At 70.9% G+C, this 26,449-nt stretch carries 24 protein-coding genes; 11 read left to right on the top strand and 13 right to left on the bottom strand.

Going from position 1 to position 26,449, the window contains the following annotated elements; all coding sequences use genetic code 11:
• Positions 1–35 precede the first annotated feature (35 nt).
• From OG392_RS18615 to OG392_RS18625, 3 genes are all read right to left on the bottom strand, one after another.
• Positions 36–488 (bottom strand): GNAT family N-acetyltransferase, encoded by a 453-nt coding sequence (locus OG392_RS18615; RefSeq protein WP_329280808.1) that lies wholly within the window; start codon positions 486–488, stop codon positions 36–38.
• Between the two features lie 74 nt (positions 489–562).
• Complete coding sequence (locus tag OG392_RS18620) at positions 563–1,021, bottom strand: MarR family winged helix-turn-helix transcriptional regulator (protein WP_055599091.1); 459 nt, start codon at positions 1,019–1,021, stop codon at positions 563–565.
• 111 nt (positions 1,022–1,132) lie between these two features.
• Positions 1,133–1,996, bottom strand: coding sequence for a GNAT family N-acetyltransferase (locus OG392_RS18625; protein ID WP_329280812.1), 864 nt, complete (start codon positions 1,994–1,996; stop codon positions 1,133–1,135).
• A 184-nt stretch (positions 1,997–2,180) separates the two neighbouring features.
• Here OG392_RS18625 and OG392_RS18630 point away from each other — a divergent pair, with 184 nt between their 5' ends.
• The gene (locus tag OG392_RS18630; RefSeq protein ID WP_329280814.1) at positions 2,181–2,834 is read left to right on the top strand and encodes an HAD family hydrolase; all 654 of its coding nucleotides are present in this window, start codon (positions 2,181–2,183) and stop codon (positions 2,832–2,834) included.
• 106 nt (positions 2,835–2,940) lie between these two features.
• Positions 2,941–4,233 (top strand): globin domain-containing protein, encoded by a 1,293-nt coding sequence (locus tag OG392_RS18635; protein ID WP_443054809.1) that lies wholly within the window; start codon positions 2,941–2,943, stop codon positions 4,231–4,233.
• On the opposite strand, the gene OG392_RS18640 is transcribed toward OG392_RS18635, so the two are convergent.
• The 5 genes from OG392_RS18640 to OG392_RS18660 form a co-directional block, all read right to left on the bottom strand.
• Complete coding sequence (locus tag OG392_RS18640; RefSeq protein WP_329287352.1) at positions 4,176–4,655, bottom strand: NUDIX hydrolase; 480 nt, start codon at positions 4,653–4,655, stop codon at positions 4,176–4,178. The two genes, OG392_RS18635 and OG392_RS18640, sit on opposite strands and share 58 nt — an antisense overlap.
• A 111-nt stretch (positions 4,656–4,766) precedes the next feature.
• Positions 4,767–5,663 (bottom strand): LysR family transcriptional regulator, encoded by an 897-nt coding sequence (locus tag OG392_RS18645; RefSeq protein ID WP_329280816.1) that lies wholly within the window; start codon positions 5,661–5,663, stop codon positions 4,767–4,769.
• Positions 5,664–6,034: 371 nt separating this feature from the next.
• The gene (locus OG392_RS18650) at positions 6,035–7,168 is read right to left on the bottom strand and encodes a cystathionine gamma-lyase (protein ID WP_329280818.1); all 1,134 of its coding nucleotides are present in this window, start codon (positions 7,166–7,168) and stop codon (positions 6,035–6,037) included.
• Complete coding sequence (locus OG392_RS18655) at positions 7,165–7,656, bottom strand: low molecular weight protein-tyrosine-phosphatase (RefSeq protein ID WP_329280820.1); 492 nt, start codon at positions 7,654–7,656, stop codon at positions 7,165–7,167. Before OG392_RS18655 ends, OG392_RS18650 begins: the two co-directional genes overlap by 4 nt.
• Positions 7,657–7,665: 9 nt before the next feature.
• Positions 7,666–8,043: a phage holin family protein gene (locus tag OG392_RS18660; protein WP_329280822.1), complete on the bottom strand. Its 378-nt coding sequence runs from the start codon at positions 8,041–8,043 to the stop codon at positions 7,666–7,668.
• Positions 8,044–8,094: 51 nt separating this feature from the next.
• Here OG392_RS18660 and OG392_RS18665 point away from each other — a divergent pair, with 51 nt between their 5' ends.
• The 4 genes from OG392_RS18665 (at position 8,095) to OG392_RS18680 (ending at position 10,421) form a co-directional block, all read left to right on the top strand.
• A complete protein-coding gene (locus OG392_RS18665) occupies positions 8,095–8,412 on the top strand; it encodes a cupin domain-containing protein (RefSeq protein WP_209495886.1) in 318 nt (105 codons plus the stop codon).
• A gap of 200 nt (positions 8,413–8,612) precedes the next feature.
• Positions 8,613–8,831 (top strand): DUF5326 family protein, encoded by a 219-nt coding sequence (locus OG392_RS18670; RefSeq protein WP_329280826.1) that lies wholly within the window; start codon positions 8,613–8,615, stop codon positions 8,829–8,831.
• A gap of 237 nt (positions 8,832–9,068) precedes the next feature.
• Entirely contained in the window at positions 9,069–9,839 is a 771-nt protein-coding gene (locus OG392_RS18675; RefSeq protein WP_329280828.1) for an IclR family transcriptional regulator, read from the top strand.
• Positions 9,840–9,977: 138 nt separating this feature from the next.
• A complete protein-coding gene (locus OG392_RS18680) occupies positions 9,978–10,421 on the top strand; it encodes an SsgA family sporulation/cell division regulator (protein WP_030317990.1) in 444 nt (147 codons plus the stop codon).
• 228 nt (positions 10,422–10,649) lie between these two features.
• Here OG392_RS18680 and OG392_RS18685 read toward each other — a convergent pair whose 3' ends face one another.
• Entirely contained in the window at positions 10,650–12,059 is a 1,410-nt protein-coding gene (locus tag OG392_RS18685; protein ID WP_443054810.1) for a YibE/F family protein, read from the bottom strand.
• Positions 12,060–12,270: 211 nt separating this feature from the next.
• Between OG392_RS18685 and thiC the strand changes: the two genes are divergently transcribed.
• Positions 12,271–14,064, top strand: a complete 1,794-nt coding sequence (gene thiC / locus OG392_RS18690; protein WP_329280832.1) for a phosphomethylpyrimidine synthase ThiC — start codon at positions 12,271–12,273, stop codon at positions 14,062–14,064.
• 59 nt (positions 14,065–14,123) lie between these two features.
• Here thiC and OG392_RS18695 read toward each other — a convergent pair whose 3' ends face one another.
• The 3 genes from OG392_RS18695 to OG392_RS18705 form a co-directional block, all read right to left on the bottom strand.
• Complete coding sequence (locus tag OG392_RS18695) at positions 14,124–14,783, bottom strand: hypothetical protein (RefSeq protein WP_329280834.1); 660 nt, start codon at positions 14,781–14,783, stop codon at positions 14,124–14,126.
• A 160-nt stretch (positions 14,784–14,943) separates the two neighbouring features.
• Entirely contained in the window at positions 14,944–16,383 is a 1,440-nt protein-coding gene (locus OG392_RS18700; RefSeq protein ID WP_443054811.1) for a metallophosphoesterase, read from the bottom strand.
• Positions 16,384–16,657: 274 nt separating this feature from the next.
• The gene (locus OG392_RS18705; protein ID WP_041130217.1) at positions 16,658–17,764 is read right to left on the bottom strand and encodes a LacI family DNA-binding transcriptional regulator; all 1,107 of its coding nucleotides are present in this window, start codon (positions 17,762–17,764) and stop codon (positions 16,658–16,660) included.
• A 687-nt stretch (positions 17,765–18,451) separates the two neighbouring features.
• Between OG392_RS18705 and hisC the strand changes: the two genes are divergently transcribed.
• Positions 18,452–19,555: a histidinol-phosphate transaminase gene (hisC, locus tag OG392_RS18710; RefSeq protein WP_329280837.1), complete on the top strand. Its 1,104-nt coding sequence runs from the start codon at positions 18,452–18,454 to the stop codon at positions 19,553–19,555.
• 129 nt (positions 19,556–19,684) lie between these two features.
• Here the strand turns inward: hisC and OG392_RS18715 are convergent, their stop codons facing one another.
• Entirely contained in the window at positions 19,685–20,065 is a 381-nt protein-coding gene (locus tag OG392_RS18715; protein WP_329280839.1) for a cyclophilin-like fold protein, read from the bottom strand.
• Positions 20,066–20,269: 204 nt separating this feature from the next.
• On the opposite strand from OG392_RS18715, the gene OG392_RS18720 reads away from it, so the two are divergent.
• The 3 genes from OG392_RS18720 to cydD are packed head-to-tail and all read left to right on the top strand — an operon-like array spanning position 20,270 to position 26,411.
• Positions 20,270–21,778: a cytochrome ubiquinol oxidase subunit I gene (locus tag OG392_RS18720; RefSeq protein ID WP_329280841.1), complete on the top strand. Its 1,509-nt coding sequence runs from the start codon at positions 20,270–20,272 to the stop codon at positions 21,776–21,778.
• 18 nt (positions 21,779–21,796) lie between these two features.
• On the top strand, positions 21,797–22,798 hold the full coding sequence (cydB, locus tag OG392_RS18725; protein ID WP_329280844.1) for a cytochrome d ubiquinol oxidase subunit II: 1,002 nt from the start codon (positions 21,797–21,799) through the stop codon (positions 22,796–22,798).
• Positions 22,799–22,826: 28 nt separating this feature from the next.
• Positions 22,827–26,411, top strand: coding sequence for a thiol reductant ABC exporter subunit CydD (gene cydD, locus OG392_RS18730; protein WP_329280845.1), 3,585 nt, complete (start codon positions 22,827–22,829; stop codon positions 26,409–26,411).
• Positions 26,412–26,449: the final 38 nt, after the last annotated feature.

Below are 26,449 nucleotides of genomic sequence, written 5' to 3' on the forward strand. Positions count from 1 at the left end.
GCGGTCACGGCATGCCGACGGAGCGTTTCCTCGCCTCAGAGGGTCTTCTTGAAGCCCAGGTGAGAGGCCTCGAAGCCGAGCCGCTCGTAGAAGCGGTGGGCATCGGTGCGGGTGACGTCGGAGGTCAGCTGGACGAGCCGGCAGCCCTGGCGTCCGGACTCCTCGACGGCCCACTCGATGAGCAGGGTGCCCAGGCCGCTGCCACGCTCCTCGGTGTGGATGCGGACGCCCTCGATGATCGAGCGGGTGGCGCCCCGACGGGAGAGGCCGGGAATGATCGTCAGCTGGAGGGTGCCGACGACCTTGTCCTCACGGACGGCCACGACGAGGTGCTGATGGGGGTCGTTCGCCAGGCGCTCGAAGGCCACCAGGTACGGGCCGAGGTCGTCGGGGGTTTCGCGCTGCGCGCCCAGCGGGTCGTCGGCCAGCATCGCGACGATGGCTTCGATGTCCTCCGCGGTGGCGGGACGTATCTCAAGATCGCTCATGCCCCGCAGAGTACGCCGGGGAATGTGACCGCATGGCCGATGGAGCGTGCCGTGCGGGTGAGACGGCCGGTGCCTCAGGCGGGGACGCCCACGCCTTCCACGACCTGGACCAGCGGGGCCAGCTCCGGGTTCTTGGCGGCCTCGTCGAGCGCCTCGCGCAGAGCGCTGTCGTTGGTGGGACGGGCCTCTGCCAGGAGCTTCTGGCCGGCCTCGGTGACATCGGTGTAGATACCGCGTCGGTCGGTGGCGCAGAGATACCGGGTGAGCAGACCCCGGTCCTCGAGCCGGGTGACCAGCCGGGTGGTGGCGCTCTGGCTGAGGACGACCGCGTCGGCGACCTGCTTCATCTGGAGGTGCCCGCCCGGTCCGCTGTGCTGGCGGCTGAGGACGTCGAGGAGCGAGTACTCCCGCACGCTCAGACCGTGCCGGGACTCCAGGGCGCGCTCGATGTGCGACTCGATCCTGCCGTGCAGCAGGGAGAGGGCGCACCAGCGCTGGGAGAGCGCGGTGAGTGCGGGGTCCGTCGCGGTCATGGTCTCTCCTCGGTCTCTCCTCGGCACCGGAGTGGTTCTCGACCCCAGGGTAAACGATGCGACGCAATAATGCGCGTGTGCAAGTAATTGGGGGCGGGTGGACGGGCCGCGCTACCCGGCCGCGACGGTCAGGGGAGCGAAGCGACGGCGCCAGTCGCCGGGGAGGCCGGGGAGGGAGCGGACCATCACCGCGTTGGAGGCGATCGGGTCGAGGCCGTTCTCCTTCACCCAGCTCAGCAGGGCCGCATGCCGCACGTCGATGTCCGTCCGCAGCGGGCGGTCGGTGGCCGCCGCGAGCGAGGCGATCAGGGCCTGGGCCGTGGCGGGGTCGCGGGCGATCAGCGGTCCGACGACATGGGTGTCCATGTTGGGCCAGGCCGCTGCGAAGCCGGTGATCCGGCCGTCCTCCTCCGCGACCCGGAGATGGTCGGCGAAGGCGGGCAGCCGGGTGATGACATGGGTGCGGTCGAGGCCGAAGACCTCGCGGTCCAGACGCAGGATCGCCTGCAGGTCCTCCGCCGTCGCCGGGCGGACCGGAACGGCCGGAGCGGGCGTGGTGAAGGTGAACAGCCCGCGCACCATCTCCGCGCGCCCGGTCTCCGTGAAGCCCAGCTGGTCGTAGAGGGGCTGTCCGTTGGGCGTGGCGTGCAGGGTGAGCGGAGTGTCCCCGGCTTCCGCCAGGACGTGCTCCATGAGCCGGCGTCCCACGCCTTGGCGTGCGTACTGCTCCGCGACGAGCACCATGCCGATCGCGGCGAGCCCCGGGCCGTACGAGGTGACCACGCAGCAGGTGATCAGCCCGGTCCCGGAAGGGTCGTCGATGCCGTAGCCGGTGCCCGCGGCGAGGAGGAGGCCCCACTTGTGTTCCTCACGCGGCCAGCCCCGGTTCTCGGAGAGGTCGGCGCAGGCGAGGAGGTCTTCCACGGTGAGGCGCCGGATGGGGAGCTGTGCGAGCGAGGAGGGGGAGATCGGCATGGTGTCAGGCTGGCCGACGTGGTGATCTTCCGTCCACCGCTTTAGCGGATCTGGCCGAGAGGTGCGCGGCGCGGAGCCGGACGGGGTGAAGGGGTGGCGAGGCGGCAGCCGTGGAAGGGCGGTGATTCCACGGCGTGGGACGGACCGGGGAAGGGCGTTGATTCCACGGCGTGGGACGGAGACGATGTTTCACGTGAAACCGCGACAGCAGCGACTGCACTTCTTCGACCTCGACGGCACCCTGATCCGGGGGTCCGCCGCGGCGGTGGAGATCTCCAGGCAACTGGGCGTCGACGAGGAGATCGCCGCCCTGGAAGCGGGCTTTCTGCAAGGGCTCACCCCGGACGAGTTCGCCGTCCGGGCCCACGAGCTGTGGTCCGCACTCACCGTGGACCACGTCGCGGCGGCCTTCGACGGGGCACCCTGGCTGTTGGGCATTCGCGAGGTCTGGGCCGACATCCGGGAACGGGGCGACCGCTGCGCGGTCATCTCGCTCTCTCCCGACTTCTTCGTCGAGCGGCTTCTCGACTGGGGTGCCGACGCGGCGCACGGGTCGCACTGGCCGGCCGTCCCCTTCACCGAGCCGATCCACCGGCCCGGGATCCTCGACGCGCGGGCGAAGGTACGGATCGCAACCGAACTCTGCGCGGAGTTCGGGGTGGACCCCGCGCACTGTGTCGCTTACGGCGACTCGATGTCCGACGCGGAACTCTTCGCGCTGGTGCCGGACACCGTGGCGGTGAACGCGGACCACCATCTCGACGGTCTCGCCCGCCACAGCTACACCGGAGGCGATCTGCGCGAGGCCTACGCCTTGGTCCGAAACAGCGCAGCTTAGTCAGAAACCCTGCCCTTTGGCCCCAGAACGCCGCTTTCTCTCCGAAGCGCTGTTCGGAGGGGTCATGCTGCCTCCACGGAAGCCGGCCAGCGCGAGGGCGAGGCACATGATGGATGCTCCGACCACCACGAGGGCAGCGGAGGACGGGGACGGGCCGGAGCGCCCGGCGGGGGACGGGAGCGAGCGCCGTCGTCCGGCCGCCGAGGGGAACGAGCCCCGAATATCCGCGGGAGCCTCCACCGACGCGGTACTCGTCCGCCGCACCCTCGCCGAGATCGCACCGGTCGCCGAACGGGTGACCTCGTACTTCTACGCCCTGCTCTTCATAGGGCACCCCGGGTTGCGCGAGATGTTCCCCGCGGCCATGGACACCCAGCGGGACCGGCTCCTGAAGGCGCTGCTCACCGCGGCGGAGCACCTGGACGACGCCCCGGTCCTCACCGCCTATCTGCAGAACCTCGGCAGGGGCCACCGGAAGTACGGCACCCACGCGACCCACTACCCGGCTGTCGGCGAGGCCCTCATCGGCGCTCTCACCCGGTACGCGACGACGACCTGGGACGAGGAGACCCAGGCGGCCTGGGTCCGTACGTACACGACGATCTCTCAGATCATGATCGACGCGGCGGCGGAGGACGAACGCTCGGCGCCCGCCTGGTGGCAGGCCGAGGTGGTCTCCCATGATCTGCGGACCCCGGACATCGCCGTCGTCACGCTCCGCCCCGACCAGCCGTACCCGTTTCTCGCGGGGCAGTACACGACGCTGGAGACTCCGTGGTGGCCGCGGATATGGCGTCACTACTCGTTCGCCTCGGCGCCCCGCCCCGACGGGCTGCTCTCCCTGCACGTGAAGGCGGTTCCGGCGGGCTGGGTGTCCAACGCGCTGGTCCACCGGGCGCGCCCCGGGGACGTCCTGCGCCTCGGTCCGCCGGCCGGCTCCATGACCGTCGACCACGACACGGACACGGGCCTGCTCTGTGTGGGCGGTGGCACCGGGATCGCTCCCATCAAGGCCCTGGTGGAGGACGTCGCCGAGCACGGTGACCGGCGTCAGGTCGATGTCTTCTACGGGGCCCGCAACGGCCACGACCTCTATGACATCGACACGATGCTGCGGCTCCAGAAGACCTTCCCCTGGCTGTCCGTCCATCCGGTCACCGAGGAACAGGGACGGCTCCCGGAAGCCGTCTGCCGTTACGGCTCCTGGAGCGAACGCGACGCCTATCTCTCGGGGCCGCTGGGCATGGTCCGCCGCGGGGTGGACGCCCTGCGGGGAGCGGGGGTCCCCGCGGAGCGGATCCGCCACGACTTCCTCGCCGAGCTGGCCCCGGCGGCCGAGGATCAGCCCAGGTCGGGGGCGTGCATCGCGCGGACGCCCTCGATGTTGCCGTCGAGGTAGTGGCGCAGCGACAGCGGGACGAGGTGCACGGCGGCGATGCCGACCCGGCTGAACGGCACCCGGACGATCTCGTACTCGCCGACGGGCTCGTCCATCTCGGGGCCGTGCCGCAGCGAGGTGTCCATGGAGTCGAGGCGGCACACGAAGAAGTGCTGGACCTTCACCCCGGAGACCCCGCCGTCGACGATGTGCTCGACGGTGTCGACGAAGCAGGGCACCACGTCGACGATCTTGGCGCCGAGTTCCTCGTGGACCTCGCGGTGCAGGGCCTCGACGACGGTGGCGTCCGTGGCTTCCACGCCGCCACCGGGCGTGACCCAGTAGGGATCCATCCCCGGCTTGGTGCGCTTGATGAGGATGAGGGCGTCCCCGTCGAGCAGGATGGCGCGTGCGGTGCGCTTGATCACGGGCCGTTCGTTCATGGGCCGTTCGTTCATGGGAAGAAAATGGCCCGTCCGGGGTGTCCTGAAACTCGCCGTCACCGGCGGAAACTCACCAGTCCTCGCGAAAGGCCGTGCCTCCCCCGCCGGGACTCACCAGTCCCCCGCGGCCCGCAGCAGCTCCTCGTGCGCGCGGGCGATGGGCGACAGCGCCAGCGTCCCCGTGCGTACGACCAGGAAGTAGGTCCGCAGCGGAGGGACCGGAGGGTCGAGCAGCGCCACGAGCCGACCCTGCTCCAGGGCCTCCTCACAGAGGTAGCGGGGCAGGACGGCGAGCCCGGCGCCGGAGGCCGCCGACTCGCGCACGGCGCGCAGATCAGGGGCGATCACGGTCGCGGCGACCGCGGGCTTGGTCTCGAAGACGCTCGCCCAGTAGCGGGCCACGAAGGGCAGCGACTCGTGCACCTCGACCACCGGCAGCTGCTCCAGGACCACCGCGCCCTTGCGGAGAAGGACGTCGGGGGAGAGGCGGGCCGCCCATCGCGGGGCCGCCACCAGCACGTACTCCTCGTCGCAGAGCGGTGTGGAGACGAGCAGGCCGCCCCGGGGCCGGGCGGTGGCGACGGCCAGATCGTGATGGCCGGCGGCGAGCCCGTCGAGGATCTCCTCGGTGTTGCCGAGGAACGACGCCCGTACGGCGAGGCCCTGGCCGACCAGAGGGGTGAGGGCCGGCAGGACGCGGAGCGCGGTGAACTCCGGGGGCCCGGCGACATGGAGGGTGCGGACGCCGCTCTCCTCGTCGAGGCCTGTCTCGGCGATCTCGACGAGGGCGTCCAGATGGGGAGCGGCGCGGTGGGCGAGCTCGTCGCCGATGGTGGTCGGCGTGACACCCCGGGCCTGTCTGAGGAAGAGAGGGCGTCCGAGCTGCCGTTCGAGCGTCCGGATCTGGCTGGTGACGGCCGGCTGGGAGAGTCCGAGGAGCGCGGCGGCGCGGGTGAAGGAGCCGGCCCGGTGCACCGCGACGAACGTGCGCAGCAGGGCCAGATCCATGTCCGCCCCCTCCCGGCCGTGCGGCCGTTCGACTCACGCGGTCGGCTGACTGCGCCTCAGGAACGTCCAACTATAAATAAGTCGATAGGTCTCTGTCGCTACCGTGATTGGACACTGACGCACAGTCAACTAGCCTTGTTCAGGCGGTCTCCGCGCGTGGAACCGAGGCGTTCCGAGCCACGAGGGGGGAGGCTCGGAGCGCCTCGTTCCGTGCGCCCGGGACCGGCGCGGGCCGTGCACAGGACCTGTGAGGCCGGTGCACGGAACCCGCGAGGCCGGTGCACGCGACCCGCGAGGCCGCCGCCCGGGACCGGCGTCGGCCGCACGCCGGACGGGTCCACGAGCCGGCCGAACCGGCGGGCTCGACGGGCCTACGAGCCGGCTTCGTCGAGAGCCCGCAGCACGTCGGCGATCAGGTCCTCGGGGTCCTCGGCGCCGACCGAGAACCGGACGAAGCCCTCCGCGACCGCGTCCCCGCCCCAGCGCCCGCGCCGCTCCGCCGTGGAGCGCACGCCGCCGAAGCTGGTCGCGTCGTCCACGATCCGCAGTGCCTCCAGGAACCGATCGGCCCGCTTCCGGTCCGCCAGCTCGAAGGAGACGACCGGCCCGAAGCGCCGCATCTGACGGGCGGCCACCGCGTGCGAGGGGTCGTCGGGCAGCCCCGGGTAGCGCAGCCCGGTCACGTCCGCGCGCCCCGCGAGCGTCTGCGCGAGCGCGAGCGCGGTGGAGCACTGGCGGTCGATCCGCAGCTGCAGCGTGGCCAGCGAACGGTGGGCGAGCCAGGCCTCCATGGGGCCGGGGATGGCGCCGACGACCTTGCGCCAGCGCCGTACCTCCGCCGCCCGCTCGGGATCACGGCAGCTGACATGGCCGAGCAGGATGTCGCCGTGCCCGGTCATGCCCTTGGTGTCGCTGGCCACGGAGAAGTCCGCGCCCAGTTCGAGCGGGCGCTGGCCGAGCGGGGTGGCGAGCGTGTTGTCGACGGCCACGAGCGCCCCCGCTGCATGCGCCTCGCGGACCAGCCGCCGGATGTCGCAGACATCCAGCCCGGGGTTGGACGGGCTCTCGATCCACAGCAGCCGGGCCCCTTCCAGGACGTCGAGCTGGCTGTCGCCGCCGGTGGGCGCGGTGCGGACCTCGATGCCGTACGCCCTCAGCTGCTCGTGCAGCAGGGGCAGCGCCTGATAGCCGTCGCTGGGCACCACCACGACGTCGCCCGTCCTCAGCTGCGAGAAGAGGACGGCGGAGATCGCGGCCATGCCCGAGGCGAAGACCAGCGTCTCGACGCCCCGCTCCCCCGGCGCCTCCAGTTCCCCGATGGCCCGCTCCAGATGGGTCCACGTCGGGTTCTCGTCGCGGCCGTACGCGTATCCGCCGGTCGGCTCGCCCGGCAGATGGAAGTGCGCGGCGAAGACCGGCCCCGGCAGGGTCGGCTCGTACTTCACGGGTTCGGGCAGTCCTGCCCGGACCGCGCGGGTGCCGTCGCCGTAGTGCTTGTCGGTCACGGTGTCCGTTCCTCCAGTTCACGGCGTACGGCCGCGAGCAGTCCTCCGCTCGCGGCCTCCACCATCTCAAGACACTCCTCGAAGCCCTCGCGGCCCCCGTAGTACGGGTCGGGGACGTCGAGTCCGTCCCCGGCGGCGGGGTCGTAGGAGCGCAGCAGTCGTATGCGCGCCGCCTCTTCGGGCGTCCGGGCGAGCCCACGGAGCTCCCTCAGATGCCCTTCGTCCAGGGCGATCACCAGGTCGAGGGCGGGGAACCAGGAGGCGCGGAACTGGCGGGCCGTATGCACCGAGGTATAGCCGTTCTCGTCGAGGACGGCGACCGTGCGCGGGTCGGCGCCGTCGCCCTCGTGCCAGCCTCCGGTTCCGGCGCTGTCGACCTCCACCAGACCGCCGAGGCCGGCGTCCTCCACATGCCTGCGGAAGACGTGCTCGGCCATCGGCGAACGGCAGATGTTGCCGGTGCAGACGAAGCAGACGCGGTAGGTCATGGTCTCCCCTCAGTCGCCGTCGGGGAGCACGACGTTCAGCGCCCAGGAGACGACGGAGATGATCAGGCCGCCGAGGACGGCGGTCCAGAAGCCCTCCACGTGGAAGCTGAGGTCGAACTGCTCGGCCAGCCAGGACGTGAGGAGCAGCATCAGGGCGTTGACCACGAGGGTGATCAGGCCGAGCGTCAGAATGAAGAGCGGGAGCGTCAGCAACTGGACGATCGGCTTGACCAAGAAGTTCACGAGCCCGAAGACCAGGGCGACGAGAATGAGGGTCAGGGCCTTCTTGCCGGTGCTGTCACCGGTGAGGGTGATGTCCTGGAGCAGCCAGATGGCGACTCCCAGGGCGCCCGCGTTGGCGAGCGTCTTGACTACGAAATTCATCATGTGTCTGATCGTGGCAGACATGATCGGGCCGACGGCAGGGGCTGACAGGCGATGAAGGCATTCCGACTGGACGAACTGGAGGCGGAGCGTGCCGCGAACAAGGGCGCGTACCTCCAGTTCCTGCGGGAGCGGAACATGTCGGTGGGCCTGTACGCGCTGGACGCCGGGGAGCTCGATCCGCAGCAGCCGCACCGCCAGGACGAGGTGTACTTCGTGGTGAGCGGCCGGGCGGCGATCACGGTGGGGACGGAGACGACCCAGGTGGCGCGCGGCAGCGTGGTCTACGTGCCGGCCGGGGTGGAGCACAGGTTCCACCACATCAGCGAGGACCTGCGGGTGATGGTGGTCTTCTCCCCGCCGGAGGCCTGAGGGTCGGGCGGGCGGAGCCCGCAGGGGGTGGCTTGTCGATCAGGCCGGGCTCGCGGCCCGATCGACAAGACACCCCCTAGGGGGCGGATCAGGGGAGAGCGGGGGCCGCAGGGCCCCCGTGCGTCTCTTCCGGACCCTAGCCTTGAGGGTGTTCGGCACGGAGCGTGCGGAACTGATCTTCGAGAGCGAAGGAGAGGGCGATGGCCGTACAGGAGGTTCTCGCGGGGATGCCGTGGTGGGTGAAGTGGGTCGCCATACCCGTGATCGCACTGCTCGTCTTCGGCGGACTGATCACCAGCGTCCTGGCCTTCGTGATCGGCCTGCTCTTCAAGGTGCTGCTCTTCGTGGCCATCGTCGCCGGACTGATCTACGTCGTACGGAAGTTCAGCTCCTCCGACCGGTCGCGCGAGGAGTGGTAGCACACGCTACCGAGCGGTATGAAGCCGACGGAGGGGATTAGCCCGGCCGGGGGAACGCGCTGGTCGAATCAGGGCGCGGGCCCAGGGGCTGCCACTAGAGTGGAATCCCTCCGCCGCGTTGGGGACTACAGGCGTAGACCTCCCTACTGACCAGCGGTTTCCCAGGCCCGGCGGGCGCGCGGGGGCGGCCCCCGCGGGCGGGTGCACTGCATCCGTCGTCACGCCTGGGGGTGACCTTTGGCCACGGCTACGCATCCGGCTGCGCCTACCCTGATCGGCTCGGTGCAGCGCGCGCTGAGACTCCTGGAGGCCGTGTCCTCCCATGCGGAAGGCGCCCCGGCCAAGCAGCTCGCCCGTGAGACGGGTCTTCCGCTGCCCACCACGTACCACCTGCTCCGCACCCTGACGCACGAGGGCTATCTGCTCCGCGAGAAGGGTGTGTTCGTCCTGGGCGACGCCGCGGCCCGACTGGCCGGCGGCGGAGATGTGCAGAATCGTCGCATCAAGATCGAAGACTCCCTTGCCCAGTGGCGGGACGCGATCGGTGTGCCGATCTACTTCGCTGTCTACCGCGAGGGGGAGATCGAGCTCGTCGCCGTCGCCGACACTCCCTCCGCTCCCGCGGTCGAGGAATGGGCCGACTTTCGCGAGACCGGGCACGCCCATGCGATCGGGCAGTGCCTGTTGAGCCAACTCGATCTGAAATCTCGTCAAGACCACCTTGAGCGCCACCCGGTGGAAGCCATCACTCCGTACACGCTGCGTAACCGTCAAGTGCTTTTGGAGCGTTTGGGCGGTTTGGGGCGAATGGAGCCCCTGGTGGAACGTCAGGAATATGCGCTCGGCACGGTCTGTGCCGCAATCCCCATCACGGCGGGCTCCACGGCGGCCGCAATGGCCATTTCCCTCCCCCTCCACCAGGAAGAACGGTTGCTCCCAGCAGTCGAGCGACTACGTACAGAGATCGGGAGGCTTTTCAGTTCGCTCGCGTTCTCTATCAGTATCTGAAAAATCACTCCTTGTGATCTGCTAGTGCTTACAGCACGATTGCGTCAAGGGGGCCACGGGGGATCATTCCTGGCCGTTTCGGTCACAGCTTTCAGCAGCTGTGTTTACACAACTGCTTCATCTACTGCGGGGTACATGATGCGAGAGTCGGTTCAGGCCGAGGTCCTGATGAGCTTCCTCGTCTCCGAGGAGCTCTCCTTCAAGATCCCGGTTGAACTCCGATACGAGACCCGGGATCCCTACGCGGTGCGCATGACCTTCCACCTCCCCGGGGACGCGCCCGTCACCTGGGCGTTCGGCAGGGAGCTGCTGCTCGACGGGATCAACCGGCCGAGCGGGGACGGCGATGTCCACATCGCCCCGACGGAGCCCGAGGGGCTCTCGGACGTCTCCATCCGGCTCCAGGTCGGCGGTGACCGTGCCCTGTTCCGGGCGAGCGCGCCGCCGTTGGTCGCCTTCCTGGACCGTACGGACAAACTGGTTCCGCTCGGTCAGGAACGGACGCTCGGGGACTTCGAGGACAACCTGGAAGCCGCGCTGGGCCGGATTCTGGCCGAGGAGAGCGCGGGCCCGGCCGCCTGAACCGACGCCCCTCCGCGGCTGCCCGCCCGCGACTGCCCGCTCCCACGCTCGTCCGTGACTGCCCGCCCGGTGTCCCTCCGCGGCTGCCGCCCCGGCGCCCGTCCGAGCCCACCGGCTCGGTGTCCCTCCGCGTCCACCACCGGCTCGGCGTGCGTCCCCGCACACCGGCCCAGTGCGCGTCCCCGTGCCCCGCGCCCCGCGTCCCTGGTTCCCCGCGTACCGGCGCGCTCACTTCGCGCGGCGACGCCGTCCGCCCCGCCCCGCCGCGGGCTTCCTGATGTCCGCGCCCGGCCGGCCTCCGGCATCCGTGCGGTCGGCGGAGACCACCAGGGCCGCGAGCGCCGTGGTGAGCGGCACGGAGGCGACCAGACCGATCGAACCGACGAGCGTCCGGACGATCTCGACGGCGACCAGCTCGCTGTTGGCCACCGTCCCCATGCTGCTCTGCGCGATGGAGAAGAGCAGCAGCAGCGGGAGGGCGGCTCCCGCGTAGGCGAGCACCAGCGTGTTCACGACCGAGGCGATGTGGTCGCGGCCGATCCGGATGCCGGCCCGGTACAGCGCGCGTGGCCCCATGCCCGGATCGGCCTGGTGCAGCTCCCAGACCGCCGACGTCTGGGTGACCGTGACGTCGTCGAGGACACCGAGCGAACCGATGATCACACCGGCCAGGAGCAGGCCGGACATGTCGATCTCCGGGTACAGGCCGTGGATCAGCCCCGTGTTGTCGTCGGTGTTGCCGCTCAGGGAGGCCCAGCCGATGAACACCGAGCCGAGCAGACCGATCAGCAGCAGGGAGATCAGCGTCCCGAGCACCGCGACCGAGGTCCGGGCCGAGAGCCCGTGGCACATGTAGAGCGCGATCAGCATGATGGCGCTCGCTCCGACCACCGCCACGACCAGCGGATTCGACCCGTCCAGGATGGCGGGCAGGATGAAGAACGTCAGGATCAGGAAGCTCACGACGAGCGCGACGAGAGCCATCACGCCCTTCATCCGGCCGACGAGCACGACCGCGAGGGCGAAGATGCCGGCGAGCACGGCCATCGGGAGCTTCCGGTTCACATCGGTGACCGAGTACTGCAGATCGCGCGGGGCGTCGGGGGCGTACGCGACCACCACGCCCTGACCCTGGTGCAGTTGGCGCGGTGCGTCAGGCTGCACGATCTCGGTGAACGTCCGCCCCTTCTCCGGACCGCTGGTGACCTCGATCGTCGCCTTCGCGCACTCTCCCTGCTGCGCGTTGACCGCCTCCCGGCCCTCTGGCGTCGAGGTGTCACCGGTCGGCGGGACCTGCCCCGCGTTCACGGAGGCGCAGTCCACGTGCTGGACGGCGACGACCTCGCCCTGTTCCGTCTGCCGGTCGAAACCGACGCCGGTGCGCTCGTGCGGCGGGGCGCCACCCGGCCACAGGACCACGAGTCCGACCACGACGGCCGTGGCGAACGGGATCAGGATCGCGGCGATGACCCTGCGCAGATGCCGGGACACCGGGGTGGCGGGCCCGTGGCTGTGGCTGTGCCCGTGGGATCCGTGCCCTTGACCGGGCCCGTGGGAGCCGTGTGGCTGAGCAGGTTCGCGAGGGCTGTGGTCCTGGTCGTGGCCGTGCGGCTCGGGAGGCTGTTGGGGGGAAGTCACCGACCGATCATCGCAAGAACGGCGGGGGCCCACTGTTCAGCACGCCAAGGATGGCGCTAGCGTGGTGGCACCTTTGCACACGCGGGAGCTCGGAGCACCGGGCTGAGAGGGCGCTGATCACCGTACGCGCGTACTGATGTACGTACGGGAGGAGGCTGCGCCGACCGCCGAACCTGTTACCGGGTAATGCCGGCGTAGGGAGATCGGTCTCATGACCATTCAGGATGCACGCACGCCTGCCTCCGAGCAGGACGACACCTCTGCCGACGGCGCTCGCACGCCGGGCTGGCACAAGGGCTACGTCCAGGGCTCGCGCCCCGACCTCAGGGTGCCGGTCCGTCAGGTGCACCTCACCAACGGCAAGGACGTCACGCTGTACGACACGTCCGGCCCGTACACCGACCCCACCGTCGACACCGACGTACGGCGGGGCCTTCCGCCGCTGCGCGAGAACTGGATCATCGCGCGCGGCGACACCGAGGAGTACGCGGGCCGCCCGGCCCGCCCCGAGGACGACGGCATCAAGCACACCTCGCCGCGCGGCGGGGGGCTCAAGAACCTCGACGCGGTCTTCCCCGGTCGGCCGCGGCTGCCGCGCCGCGGCCGCGAGGGCCAGGCCGTGACCCAGCTCGCGTACGCCCGCCGAGGGGAGATCACCCCGGAGATGGAGTACGTGGCGATCCGGGAGAACGTCTCCCCCGAGGTCGTACGGGAGGAGATCGCGGCGGGCCGCGCGGTGCTCCCGGTGAACGTCAACCACCCGGAGATCGAGCCGATGATCATCGGCAAGCGGTTCCTGGTGAAGGTCAACGCCAACATCGGCAACTCTGCCGTCACCTCCTCGATCGAGGAGGAGGTGGAGAAGATGACCTGGGCGACCAAGTGGGGCGCCGACACGGTCATGGACCTGTCCACCGGCCGCAACATCCACACCACCCGCGAGTGGGTCCTGCGCAACTCCCCCGTGCCCATCGGCACCGTGCCGCTCTACCAGGCGCTGGAGAAGGTCGACGGCCGTGCCGAGGACCTGACCTGGGAGATCTACAAGGACACGGTCATCGAGCAGGCCGAGCAGGGCGTGGACTACATGACGGTGCACGCCGGCGTACTCCTGCCGTACGTGCCCCTCACCGCGCGCCGCAAGACCGGCATCGTCTCGCGCGGCGGCTCGATCATGGCCGCCTGGTGTCTCGCGCACCACAAGGAGAACTTCCTCTACACGCACTTCGAGGAGCTCTGCGAGATCCTCGCGACGTACGACGTCACGTACTCGCTCGGCGACGGGCTCCGCCCCGGCTCCATCGCGGACGCCAACGACGCGGCGCAGTTCGCGGAGCTGCGCACGCTCGGCGAGCTGAACACCATCGCCAAGCGGCACAACGTGCAGACGATGATCGAGGGCCCCGGGCACGTCCCGATGCACAAGATCAAGGAGAACATCGACCTGCAGCAGGAGATCTGCGAGGAGGCGCCGTTCTACACGCTCGGCCCGCTGACCACGGACGTCGCGCCCGCCTACGACCACATCACCTCCGGCATCGGCGCCGCGATGATCGCCTGGTGGGGTACGGCGATGCTCTGCTACGTCACGCCCAAGGAGCACCTGGGCCTGCCGAACCGCGACGACGTGAAGACCGGTGTCATCACGTACAAGATCGCGGCCCACGCGGCGGACCTCGCCAAGGGGCACCCGGGCGCGCAGGAATGGGACGACGCGCTCTCGGACGCGCGGTTCGAGTTCCGCTGGGAGGATCAGTTCAACCTGGCGCTCGACCCGGACACCGCGCGGGAGTTCCACGACGAGACGCTGCCGGCGGAGCCCGCGAAGACCGCGCACTTCTGCTCGATGTGCGGTCCGAAGTTCTGCTCGATGAAGATCTCGCAGGACATCCGCCGTGAGCACGGCGGCGATCTCAAGGCGGACGAGATCGAGGCGGGCATGGCCGCGAAGTCGGCCGAGTTCGCGGCGACTGGCAACCGCGTCTACCTGCCGCTGGCGGACTGACCCCCGCCCGGCTACCGGGCCGGCCCGCGACCCCGGGGGAGTCGCGGGCCGGTGGTGTGTCAGGGGCCGGGTGAGGCGGTGGGCGGGCTGGTGGCGGCGAGGACGTCGCGGAGGAAGGGCAGGATGCCCCGCTCCAGGAGGGCGCGGCGCCAGGCCTCGCGCGCGCGGGACAGTTCGTCGTCCGGCGCGGCCGGGAGCGGGCCGCCCCTGCTCACCTCGGCCGGGCTGTTGCGCAGGGCCGTCACGAGCAGTCCGGCGGCCGCGCCGAGCAGTCCGGCGGCGGCCACCGCGCCGAAGACCAGGCCGGCCGTGAGCAGGGTCGCCCCGAACGCCACGGTGGGGGCGACGACGTGCAGGACCGCCCCGACCAGCAGGAAGATGACGGCGGCCGCGCCCGCGAGGACGGGCACCATGACGGTGAGGATCGCCACGACGCCGGGGCCGGGGCCCGGGCGGTCCGGGGACGCCGGTGCCCTGGTCCCGAGGGCCGCGCGGTGCTGCTCGCGGACCTTCACGAAGTGGTCGTACTCGCTCGCCGCGGCGCTGGTGACCAGTGTCGTCGCGTTCAGGGTCAGGGAGCGCAGCTGCGCGAGCGTGAGGCGGGTTCCCGCTCCGGCGAGATCCGGACGTGCGTGGGCGGTGCTCAGTGCGTCGTCGAGGATCCGCTCGTACTCGGCGCGGTCCTCGGTCAGCAGGTGCGGAGCCACGTTCATGTGCATCCCCCGATGCTCCGTAGGCCCGGATCAGCCGTGGGAAACGGTCGGTTGGGCGGAAACGGAGGAGAGCCTGCTACGGATGGACCCGATGGTATTGCGGCGGTGCCACACGCTGACAGGGTGTTTCCCGAATTCGCCTTCCCCGGATGCGGAGGGTTATGCGTCAGCCGTTCAACGGGAGTTGGACGACCAGTAGCTTTCCGGCCATGGTCACTCCGCCGTCCATGGCGATCGCCAGACCGTCCGCGTACACGTGCGGTCCGTCGACGAGCGGGCCCGAACTGCCCTCGCCCTCCTCCGTGCCGACCTGGCCGAGGAGGTACGGGATGGGGCTGTGGCCGTGCACGATCCGTGAGCCGCCGTAGGTGGAGAGCAGCTCCTGGACGGCCTGCGGGCCGCCCTCGTCGCGGAACGCGAAGCGCTTGGTGAACTTGCGGAAGACGTCCCAGACCTCGTCGGCGTCGTTCCGGGTGAGGATCTCGTGGACCGTGTCGTTGACGTCCTCGATGGTCTGGCCGTAGTCGAGGTACGCGGTGGTGTCGGAGTGCAGCAGGAGGTGGTCGTCCTCCCGCACCACGGCGTCGAGCCGGGACATCCACTGCAGATGGACGTCCTGGAGCCGGTCCATGTCGTGCTTCTGGCCGCCGTTGAGCAGCCAGGCGGCCTGGAAGGTGGCGGTGCCCGCACCGGAGTTCACCGGCGTGTCGCCGAAGCGCTTGGCGCCGATGAGCAGCAGCTCGTGGTTGCCCATGAGGGCCTTGCAGTAGCCGCCCGCGGCGGCGGCCTCGGCGGAGAGGCGCATGACGAGGTCGATGACGCCGATGCCGTCGGGGCCGCGGTCGGTGAAGTCGCCGAGGAACCAGAGACGGGCGTTGCCCGCGGCCCAGCTGCCGTTCCCGTCGATGAGTCCCTGGGCGCGGAGGGCCTCGACGAGCTCGTCGAGGTAGCCGTGCACGTCGCCGACGACGAAGAGCGGGCCGGGCCCCTCGCCGTTCGCGGGGGCGGGTTCGGCGGCGGGGACGGGCTCGGGGGCGACCTGGACCTGGACGGTGTCCCCGCGGTTGATGACCGGGAGGTCGCGCTCGGTCGGTGTGTAGCCCTCGGGCATCCCGCCCTCGGGGAAGGCGTTCCCGGGGTGGCCGGTGGCCACGGAGACGATGGAGGAGCCGGCCGGGTCGGGGGCGTACGCGGGAGCGGTACGACGTCCCAGGTGCAGGGTCGGCTCGGCGGGCGCGGGCGCGGGCGGACCGGCCATGGGCGCGGCCGCGACGGGCGCGTGCGGGGGGAAGGCGGGGGCGGCCGGGGCCGCCGGAGGCTCGGGTGCCGCCGCGGAGGCCGCGGGCACCGGTGCGGCGGGCGCGGAGCCCACGGGCACGGAAGCCGCGTGCGCGGGCGCGCGGACGGCGGCCGGGGGCGCGGCGGATGAGGCCACGGACACGCGCTCCGGGGGAGCGGGTTCTGCCGGTGGCGGCACCGGCAGGGGTTCCGTGGTCGTCGGATCGGTGGCATGGCCCTGTACGGGCACGCGGGCGTACGGCGGTACGCGGAAGTCACGCAATGTCGCCGTGCGCACCACGGGCTCCTGCCCGGCCCCCTGAGTCATGGACCCCTCCACCACCGTCGCGATGCCCTGCACATCGCGGACCGGCCTGGTCGGGGTGGCCCGCGATGTCGTGCGCCCATCATAGGAATGAGGGTCCTCCTGTGTGACGCACCAGGGGTGGTGAATCCGGGTCCACTCCGGGTTCACCGGTTGTTTCGCCCGAATTGAGAAGGTCGAGTCCAGGGTTGAGGCCGGATCGGTGGCCGGTTTCGCCGTCCCGGCCCACGGGCAGGGGCGGGGACGGCGGATTTCGGTGGCGCCGGTTGGCGGGGTGTCAGTCCTTCGCGGGTGAGCGCGGCGGGCTGACGGTGGTGCGCGGTGAACGGCGCTGTGAGGAGGTGCGGACGATGAGTTCGGTCGGTATCACCTGCTCGACCGGGCCGTCGGTGTCGATCCCTTCGATGGCGTCGATCAGGAGCTGGACGACGGCCGTGCCGATCCGGCGCGGCTTGAGCGAGAGCGTCGTGATGGGCGGTTCGGTGGTGGCGTACACGGTCGACTCGCTGCAGCAGACCAGCAGCAGGTCGTCCGGGACACGCAGCCCGTAGCGGCGCGCGGCCGCGAGGAGGTCGGTTCCGTTGGGGTCGAAGAGGCCGTACACGGCGTCGGGCCGGTCCGGTCGGGCGAGCAGCCGGTCGGCCGCGACGGCGCCCGCGCACGGGTCGTGCGCCGGATAGGCCTCGTAGACGGGGTCCTGGCCCACCCGCTCGCACCAGTTGAGGTACGCGGTGGTGGACAGGCGGGTGTAGGTGTCGGTGGTGGTTCCGGTGAGGAGACCGATCCGGCGGGCGCCGGCGTCGGCGAGGTGGTCGAGCAGATCGAGGACGGCGGCTTCGTGGTCGTTGTCGACCCAGGCCGTGACCGGAAGGGTGCCGGCGGGGCGTCCGTCGGAGACGACGGGGAGGCCCTGCCGGACCAGTTCGGTGACGACCGGGTCATGGTCGGAGGGGTCGATGACGACGGTGCCGTCGAGGGCGACGTTCGACCAGACGTCATGGCGGGAGGTCGCGGGGAGGATGACCAGGGCGTAGCCCCGCGCGAGCGCCGCCGATGTGGCTGCTCTGGCCATCTCCGCGAAGTACGCGAATTCGGTGAAGGTGAAAGGTTCATCCCCGTACGTGGTCACGGTCAGGCCGATGAGTCCCGACTTCCCGGTGCGGAGCGTGCGGGCCGCCGCGGACGGGCGGTAGCCCAGCCGGTCGGCGACCTCGCGCACGTGACGGCGGGTGGCGTCGGGGAGTCGGCCCTTGCCGTTGAGCGCGTCGGAGACAGTCGTGATGGAGACCCCGGCGGCGGCGGCCACGTCCCGGATGCCTGCCCGGCCCTGCCGGCTTCCCCGGGTCTGTGCCCGGCTCACCTGGTGCTTCCCTGCTGCTGTCATGGCGAGCCGATAGTAGGGCGATGAGGGGCGGTTGGGCCGGTCGCATATGCAGGCGTTGACAGGCACGTTTCTGCATGGCCGAAAGGTGTTAAGAGCCAAGGAATCCAAGGTAGTTGGGGCCTTCGCCATGGGACCAGTGGTTGCCGAACGGCGTAGGCCTGGCGTGGGGGCGAGGTCTCGAAGAGGTCTCAACTCACCTCTACGGGGGATGCGCGCCACGGCGCCCGCCACCGGCGCGCGCCACCCGGGCACGCGCTCCCCCGGTTCGCGGGCGCGGGGGGCGGGGCTCGTGGGGCGGCGCCGGGGACGGCTCACGGGCGGCCCCCTGGCGGCTCACGAGGCGGTTCGTGGGGCGGATACGGAGGGCCGCTCAGGGTGGCGTGACGGGTGGCGTGCCGGGGGCGGTCTCCGGGGGGCGCTCGGGTGGCACGCCGGGGTCGCTCGGACGTGGTGCCGGGGGTTGCTCGGAACGCGTGGCCGGGGGCGCTCGGACGTGGTGCCGGGCGGCGGTTTCCGGGGCGCTCGGGTGTGCCGCGACAGGGCGGGCGTCCGGGGTGCGGACGTGTCGCTTCGGGAGGGCGTTGTCCACAGTGTGTCCCTCCTGTTGTCCACAGCCCATTCGCAGCGGAGGGGAATCCTCTTAAGGTGAGGAGTATTGGCGGTACGGACGGTCGAGGAGGCCACAGAGTGAGCGAGACCAGCGGGACCAGCGGGACGAGCACGGGCCCGAAGCTGCGCGCCGAGCTGGACGGCGTGCCCACCTACAAGCCGGGCAGGCCGGCGGCCTCGGGCGGTCCCGTGGCCTTCAAGCTGTCCTCCAACGAGAACCCGTATCCGCCGCTGCCGGGCGTCATGGAGACCACGCTGGCCGCCGCCGCGAACTTCAACCGCTACCCGGACATGGCCTGCACGGGGCTGACCGAGGAGCTGGCGGACCGTTTCGGCGTGCCCGTCTCGCACCTGGCCACCGGCACCGGCTCGGTCGGCGTCGCCCAGTCCCTCCTCCAGGCCACCTCCGGCCCCGGCGACGAGGTCATCTACGCCTGGCGCTCCTTCGAGGCGTACCCGATCATCACGCAGATCAGCGGGGCCACGTCGGTGCAGGTGCCGCTGACCGAGGGCGAGGTGCACGACCTCGACGCGATGGCCGCGGCGATCACCGACAGGACCCGGCTGATCTTCGTCTGCAACCCCAACAACCCCACGGGCACCGCCGTGCGCCGGGCGGAGCTGGAGCGCTTCCTCGACCGGGTGCCCTCCGACGTCCTGGTCGTGATCGACGAGGCGTACCGCGAGTTCGTCCGCGACACCGACATCCCGGACGGCATCGAGCTCTACCGGGACCGGCCGAACGTCGCCGTTCTGCGGACCTTCTCCAAGGCGTACGGCCTGGCGGGTCTGCGGGTCGGCTTCGCGGTCGCCCATGAGCCGGTGGCGGCGGCGCTGCGCAAGACGGCCGTGCCGTTCGGCGTGAGCCAGCTGGCGCAGGACGCGGCGGTGGCCTCGCTGCGGGCCGAGGACGAACTGCTCGGACGGGTCGGCTCGTTGGTGGCCGAGCGCGAGCGGGTCCACGCCGGGCTCGTGGCGCAGGGCTGGACCGTGGCGGACACCCAGGCGAACTTCGTCTGGCTGCGGCTCGGCGAGCGGACGCTGGACTTCGCCGCGGAGTGCGAGCGGCACGGTGTGATGGTGCGCCCGTTCGCCGGCGAGGGTGTGCGCGTCACGATCGGCGAGACCGAGGCGAACGACCTGTTCCTGAAGGCGGCGGAGGGTTTCCGCAAGGAGGGCTGACCACGCGCCGACCCGCCCCACACGCTGCCGCGGACCGGCCGGTGACGTCGAGACCGGCCGGTGGTGACGAATGGCCATCCGCCCGGTGGCGCCGCCCGGCCGCTGACGCCGTCCGGCCACGGGCGCCGGTCAGCCGCTGACGCGCTCCGCCCGGATCGGGTCGCCGTCCCGCACGGTGGCCAGGATCCGGGGGTCGCCGTCGAGCGCGCCCAGGACGTTGCAGGGGCTCGCGAGCCGGCACTCCTCGCCCCGCGAGATCGGAGTGGGACCGTAGGGGAGGGCGAGCGCGTCGCCCTCCGTCCAGAAGGCCACGGTGCCGGGGCCGACGACCTGCCGCGCTCCGTCCTCGACGGAGGCGGAGACCGGAGTGTCGAAGTAGACCTCCTCGCCCCAGGTCCGGGCGGTGGAGGAGATCGGGAGAGCCCCCGCGAGCGCCGCGCTCGTGGGGGTTTCCTCAAGGGTGGCCGTGGTGTGTCCGGCCGGCCAGACGATGCGTATCCGAAGGCTCATGGCCCGGATTCAACAATATGTTGAAGGTCCTGGGAAGAGGGGGCCTTCGACAGAGGACCCCCGGCTGAAGGTACGGATTTCGTATGAGTAATAATGCTTGTGAATGTGAACGCGTTCACAAGCGTGTCCGGGTTCGTCCCTTGTTTGGTGGGATTATCCGGGCAAACTGCCGATGTGACCACGGCGATGTAAGGAGAAAACGACGTGGACCTCGCTCTGGCGCCAGAGACCCTGGCGCGCTGGCAGTTCGGCATCACCACCGTCTACCACTTCCTCTTCGTCCCCCTGACGATCTCCCTCGCCGCGCTCACCGCGGGTCTCCAGACCGCGTGGGTCCGGACGGAGAACGAGAAGTACCTCAGGGCGACGAAGTTCTGGGGCAAGCTCTTCCTGATCAACATCGCCATGGGTGTCGTCACCGGCATCGTGCAGGAGTTCCAGTTCGGCATGAACTGGTCCGACTACTCGCGCTTCGTCGGCGACATCTTCGGTGCGCCGCTCGCCTTCGAGGCGCTCATCGCCTTCTTCTTCGAGTCGACCTTCATCGGTCTGTGGATCTTCGGCTGGGACAAGCTCCCCAAGCGGATCCACCTCGCCTGCATCTGGATGGTGTCGATCGGCACGGTCCTCTCCGCCTACTTCATCCTCGCGGCCAACTCCTGGATGCAGCACCCGGTGGGCTACCGGATCAACGAGGAGCGCGGCCGGGCCGAGCTCACCGACTTCTGGCAGGTGCTCACCCAGAACACCGCCCTCACCCAGTTCTTCCACACCATGACGGCGGCCTTCCTGGTCGGCGGCGCGTTCATGGTCGGCATCGCCGCCTTCCACCTGGCGCGCAAGAAGCACATCCCGGTCATGCGGACCTCGCTGCGGCTCGGCCTGATCACCCTGATCATCGCCGGACTCGGCACCGCCATCAGCGGTGACCTGCTCGGCAAGGTCATGTTCAAGCAGCAGCCCATGAAGATGGCCGCCGCCGAGGCGCTCTGGGACGGTGAAGCGCCCGCGCCGTTCTCGATCTTCGCGTACGGCGATGTCGACAAGGGCCACAACAAGGTGGCCATAGAGATCCCGGGCCTGCTGTCGTTCCTGGCGAACGACGACTTCAGCTCGTACGTCCCGGGCATCAACGACATCAACAAGGCCGAGCAGGAGAAGTTCGGCCCCGGCGACTACCGGCCCAACATCCCGGTCGCGTACTGGGGCTTCCGCTGGATGATCGGCTTCGGCATGGCCTCGCTGACCCTCGGCATGCTCGGCCTCTGGCTGACCCGCAAGAAGTTCATGCTGGCCCCGGGGCTGCGGACCGGTGAGGACGAAGTGCCGAACCTGGTGCTGTTCAAGCGGAAGGCGCTCAGCCCCCGCCTGGGCAAGTGGTACTGGATCGTGGCCCTCTGGACCATGGCCTTCCCGCTGATCGCCAACTCCTGGGGCTGGATCTTCACCGAGATGGGCCGTCAGCCCTGGGTCGTCTACGGTGTGCTGCGCACCCGGGACGCGGTCTCCCCCGGCACCACCACGGGCGAGGTGCTCACCTCGATGATCGTCTTCACCGCGCTCTACGCCGTGCTCGCCGTGATCGAGGTCAAGCTCCTCGTGAAGTACATCAAGGCCGGCCCCCCGGAGCTCACCGAGGACGACCTCAACCCGCCCACCAAGATCGGCGGGGACTCTCGTGACCCCGACCGCCCCATGGCCTTCTCGTACTGAGGCTCAGGAGATCGAGGCATGGAACTCCACGACGTCTGGTTCGTACTCATCGCCGTCCTCTGGATCGGCTACTTCTTCCTCGAGGGCTTCGACTTCGGGGTCGGGATCCTCACCAAGCTGCTCGCCCGGGACCGGCCCGAGAAGCGGGTCCTCATCAACACCATCGGACCCGTCTGGGACGGCAACGAGGTGTGGCTGCTCACCGCGGGCGGCGCGACCTTCGCCGCGTTCCCCGAGTGGTACGCGACGCTCTTCTCCGGCTTCTACCTGCCCCTGCTGATCATCCTGGTCTGCCTGATCATCCGGGGCGTCGCCTTCGAGTACCGGGCGAAGCGGCCCGAGGAGGACTGGCAGCGGAACTGGGAGCAGGCCATCTTCTGGACCTCGCTGATCCCCGCGTTCCTCTGGGGTGTGGCCTTCGGCAACATCGTCCGGGGCGTGAAGATCGACGAGAACATGGAGTTCGTCGGGAGCTTCTGGGATCTGCTCAACCCCTACGCGCTCCTCGGCGGCCTGGTCACGCTGACGCTCTTCACCTTCCACGGCGCGGTCTTCGTCTCGCTCAAGACGGTCGGCGACATCCGGACCCGGGCCCGGGCGCTCGCGCTCAAGCTGGGCCTGATCACGGCGGTGCTCGCGCTCGGCTTCCTGATCTGGACCCAGATCGACACCGGGGACAGCTGGAGCCTCGCGGCGATGGTGATCGCCGTGGCGGCCCTGGTCGGGGCGATCGCCGCGATCAAGGTGGGGCGTGAGGGCTGGTCGTTCGCGCTCTCGGGCGTCACCATCACCGCCGCCGTGGCGATGCTCTTCCTCGCGCTCTTCCCGGACGTCATGCCGTCTTCGCTCGACCCGGAGTGGAGCCTTACCGTGACGAACGCGTCGTCGAGCCCGTACACGCTCAAGATCATGACCTGGTGCGCGGCGATCGCGACCCCGCTGGTGCTGCTCTACCAGAGCTGGACCTACTGGGTGTTCCGCAAGCGGATCGGGACGCAGCACATCGCCGGGACCCACTAGCCGGCCCTCTCCAGGGAGCATGTTTCACGTGAAACCGATCGATCCGCGTCTGCTCCGGTACGCCAGGGCCACCCGTGTCTTCCTGGCCGCGGTGGTCACGCTCGGCCTCGTCGGGGCGGCCCTGGTCATCGCCCAGGCGATGCTCGTCGCCGAGATCGTGGTGGGGTCCTTCCAGAAGGGCCAGTCGGTTTCCGCCCTGACCACCCCCCTGCTGCTGCTCGCAGGCATCGCGGCGGCACGGGGGCTGGTCTCCTGGCTGACCGAGCTCGCAGCCCATCGGGCGAGCGCGGCGGTCAAGTCCGAACTCCGCGGCCGGCTGCTCGACCGCGCGGCCGCGCTCGGTCCGGGCTGGCTCAGCGGCCAGAAGGCCGGCTCGCTGATCGCCCTCGCCACCCGTGGTGTGGACGCCCTCGACGACTACTTCGCCCGCTATCTGCCCCAGCTCGGCCTCGCGGTCGTCGTGCCCGTGGCGGTCCTGGCCCGGATCGTCACCGAGGACTGGGTCTCGGCGGCGATCATCGTCGTCACCCTGCCGCTCATCCCGGTCTTCATGATCCTCATCGGCTGGTACACCCAGGCCCGGATGGACCGGCAGTGGAAGCTGCTCTCCCGGCTCTCCGGGCATTTCCTGGACGTGGTCGCCGGGCTTCCCACCCTCAAGATCTTCGGCCGGGCGAAGGCCCAGGCCGAGTCGATCCGCGCGATCACCTCGGAGTACCGCCGGGCGACGATGCGCACGTTGAGGATCGCCTTTCTCTCCTCCTTCGCGCTGGAACTGCTCGCCACCCTGTCGGTCGCGCTCGTCGCCGTGACCATCGGCATGCGGCTCGTCCACGGCGAACTCGATCTCTACACCGGTCTCGTCATCCTGATCCTGGCGCCCGAGGCGTATCTGCCGCTGCGGCAGGTCGGCGCGCAGTTCCACGCGGCGGCCGAGGGGCTCGCGGCGGCGGAGGAGATCTTCGACGTCCTGGAGGAGCCGGTACGGGACGGGGGCGGGAGCGCTGCCCCGGAGTCCGTGCGGCTGGAGCTGGAGGGCGTGACGGTACGCCATGCCGGCCGCACCGAGCCCTCGCTGGACGCGATGTCCCTGACGGTCGAGCCGGGGGAGACGGTGGCCCTGATCGGGCCGAGCGGGGCCGGGAAGTCGACGCTCCTCGATGTCGTCCTCGGGTTCGCCGTCCCGGAGGAGGGCGGTTCCGTACGAATCGGGGGCGAGCCACTCGCCGTGCTGGACCTGGAGGCCTGGCGGTCGCGGATCGCGTGGGTGCCGCAGCGGCCGTACCTCTTCGCGGGGACGATCGCCGAGAACGTACGGCTCGCCCGCCCGGACGCCTCGGACGAGGCCGTACGGGAGGCCCTGCGGGACGCCGGGGCGGACGGGTTCGTCTCGGAGCTGCCGCACGGGCTCGACACCGCGCTCGGCGAGGACGGGGCCGGGCTCTCGGCGGGGCAGCGGCAGCGGCTCGCGCTGGCGCGGGGATTCCTCGCCGACCGACCGGTGCTGCTGCTCGACGAGCCGACGGCGGCGCTGGACGGGGAGACGGAGGCGGGAGTCGTCGACGCGGTGCGCCGGCTGGCGGCGGGGCGGACGGTGCTGCTGGTGGCGCACCGGCCCGCGCTGCTCGCGGTGGCGGACCGGGTGGTCACCGTCGGGCGGAGCGCCGGGGCCCTCACGGTCGCCGCGGGTCCGTCGCGTCCGGCTGACGGCGTCGACGGCGTCACCGACACGGGTGCGGAATCGGAGCGGGGCGCCGCCGCGGATCCGTACCCGCCCGTTCCGGCCGGCGAGGAACGGCTGCCCACACCGCGTGGGTCGGTTCTCACACGGGTGCGGGGCATGGCCGGGGAACTCAAGGGGCGGATGGGGCTCTCCCTGCTGCTCGGGAGTCTCGCGCTCGGGTCCGCCGTCGGGCTCATGGCCGTGTCCGGATGGCTCATCTCGCGCGCCTCCGAGCAGCCGCCCGTGCTCTATCTGATGGTGGCGGTCACCGCCACGCGCGCCTTCGGCATCGGGCGGGCCGTCTTCCGTTACGCCGAGCGGCTCGTCTCGCACGACGCCGTCCTCCGGATGCTCGCCGAGCTGCGGGTCTCCGTCTACCGGCGCCTGGAACGGATCGCGCCCGCCGGGCTGCGCCGCACCCGCCGCGGGGACCTGCTCTCCCGGCTCGTCCAGGACGTCGACGCGCTCCAGGACTACTGGCTCCGCTGGCTGCTCCCGGCGGGCGCCGCGCTCGTGGTGGGGGTCGCCTCCGCCGGATTCACCGCCTGGTTGCTGCCCGAGGCAGGTGCCGTCCTCGCCGTGGGCCTGCTCGTCGCCGGTGTCCTCGTGCCCGCGGTCAGCGGTGCGCTCGCCCGCCGTGCCGAACGGCGGCTCGCCCCCGCGCGCGGAGCCCTGGCGACCGCCGTGGCCGATCTGCTGCGCGGCTGCGCCGAACTGACCGTGGCCGGCGCCCTGCGGGACCGGATCGAACGGACACGGGCCGCCGACCGAGCCCTCACCGGCATCGCCTCCCGGCAGGCCGCGGCCGCCGCACTCGGCGCCGGACTCTCGGCCCTGGTCTGCGGTCTGACGGTCGCGGCCGCCGCGGTCGTCGGCGTCGGGGCCGTCGCGGACGGACGGCTCGACGGGGTGGCCCTCGCCGTGGTCGTCCTCACCCCGCTCGCCGCCTTCGAGGCCGTCACCGGGCTGCCGCTCGCCGTCCAGTACCGACAGCGCGTCAAGCACAGTGCCGAGCGGGTCTTCGAGGTGCTCGACGCCCCCGTCCCCGTACACGAGCCGGACCGGCCCGCGACTCCCCCGGCGACCCCGTTCCCGCTGGAGCTGTCCGGGCTCTCCGCCCGGCACGCCGGACAGGACCGGGACGCGCTCGCCGACTTCCGGCTCACCCTGGAGGCCGGACGCCGGGTCGCCGTCGTCGGTGCCTCCGGCTCCGGCAAGACCACGCTCGCCCAGGTCCTGCTGCGGTTCCTGGACGTCGAGTACGGCATGTACCGGCTCGGCGGGGTGCCCGCCCGGGAGCTCGACGGCGACGCGGTGCGGCGGCTCGTCGGTCTCTGCGCCCAGGACGCCCACCTCTTCGACAGCTCGGTCCGCGAGAACCTGCGGCTCGCCCGCACCGATGCGGGCGACGAGGAACTGCGCGAGGCGCTGCGACGGGCCCGGCTGCTCGACTGGGTCGACGGACTTCCCGAAGGGCTCGACACCCTCGTGGGCGAGCACGGCTCCCGGCTCTCCGGCGGTCAGCGGCAACGCCTGGCGCTCGCCCGCGCGCTGCTCGCCGACTTCCCCGTCCTCGTCCTCGACGAGCCGGCCGAGCACCTGGACCTGGCCACCGCCGACGCGCTCACCGACGATCTCCTCCGGGCCACCGAAGGCCGTACGACCGTCCTCATCACCCACCGGCTGCACGGACTCGACGCGGTCGACGAGGTGCTCGTCCTGGACGAGGGAAGGACCGTGCAGCGCGGCCCGTACGCGGAACTCGCCGAGACGGACGGACCGCTGCGCCGGATGCTGGAACAGGAGCGGGAGACCGATCTGCTGGCCGTCGGCGCGGGTGCCGGGACGACCTCCGGCAGCGACGGGGAGCACCTCGGACCGCGACCGTAGACACCGGTCGGCACCGGCTGACTTTTCTCGCCAAATAG

This window comes from Streptomyces sp. NBC_00691, from assembly GCF_036226665.1.
Classification (GTDB): Bacteria; Actinomycetota; Actinomycetes; order Streptomycetales; family Streptomycetaceae; genus Streptomyces.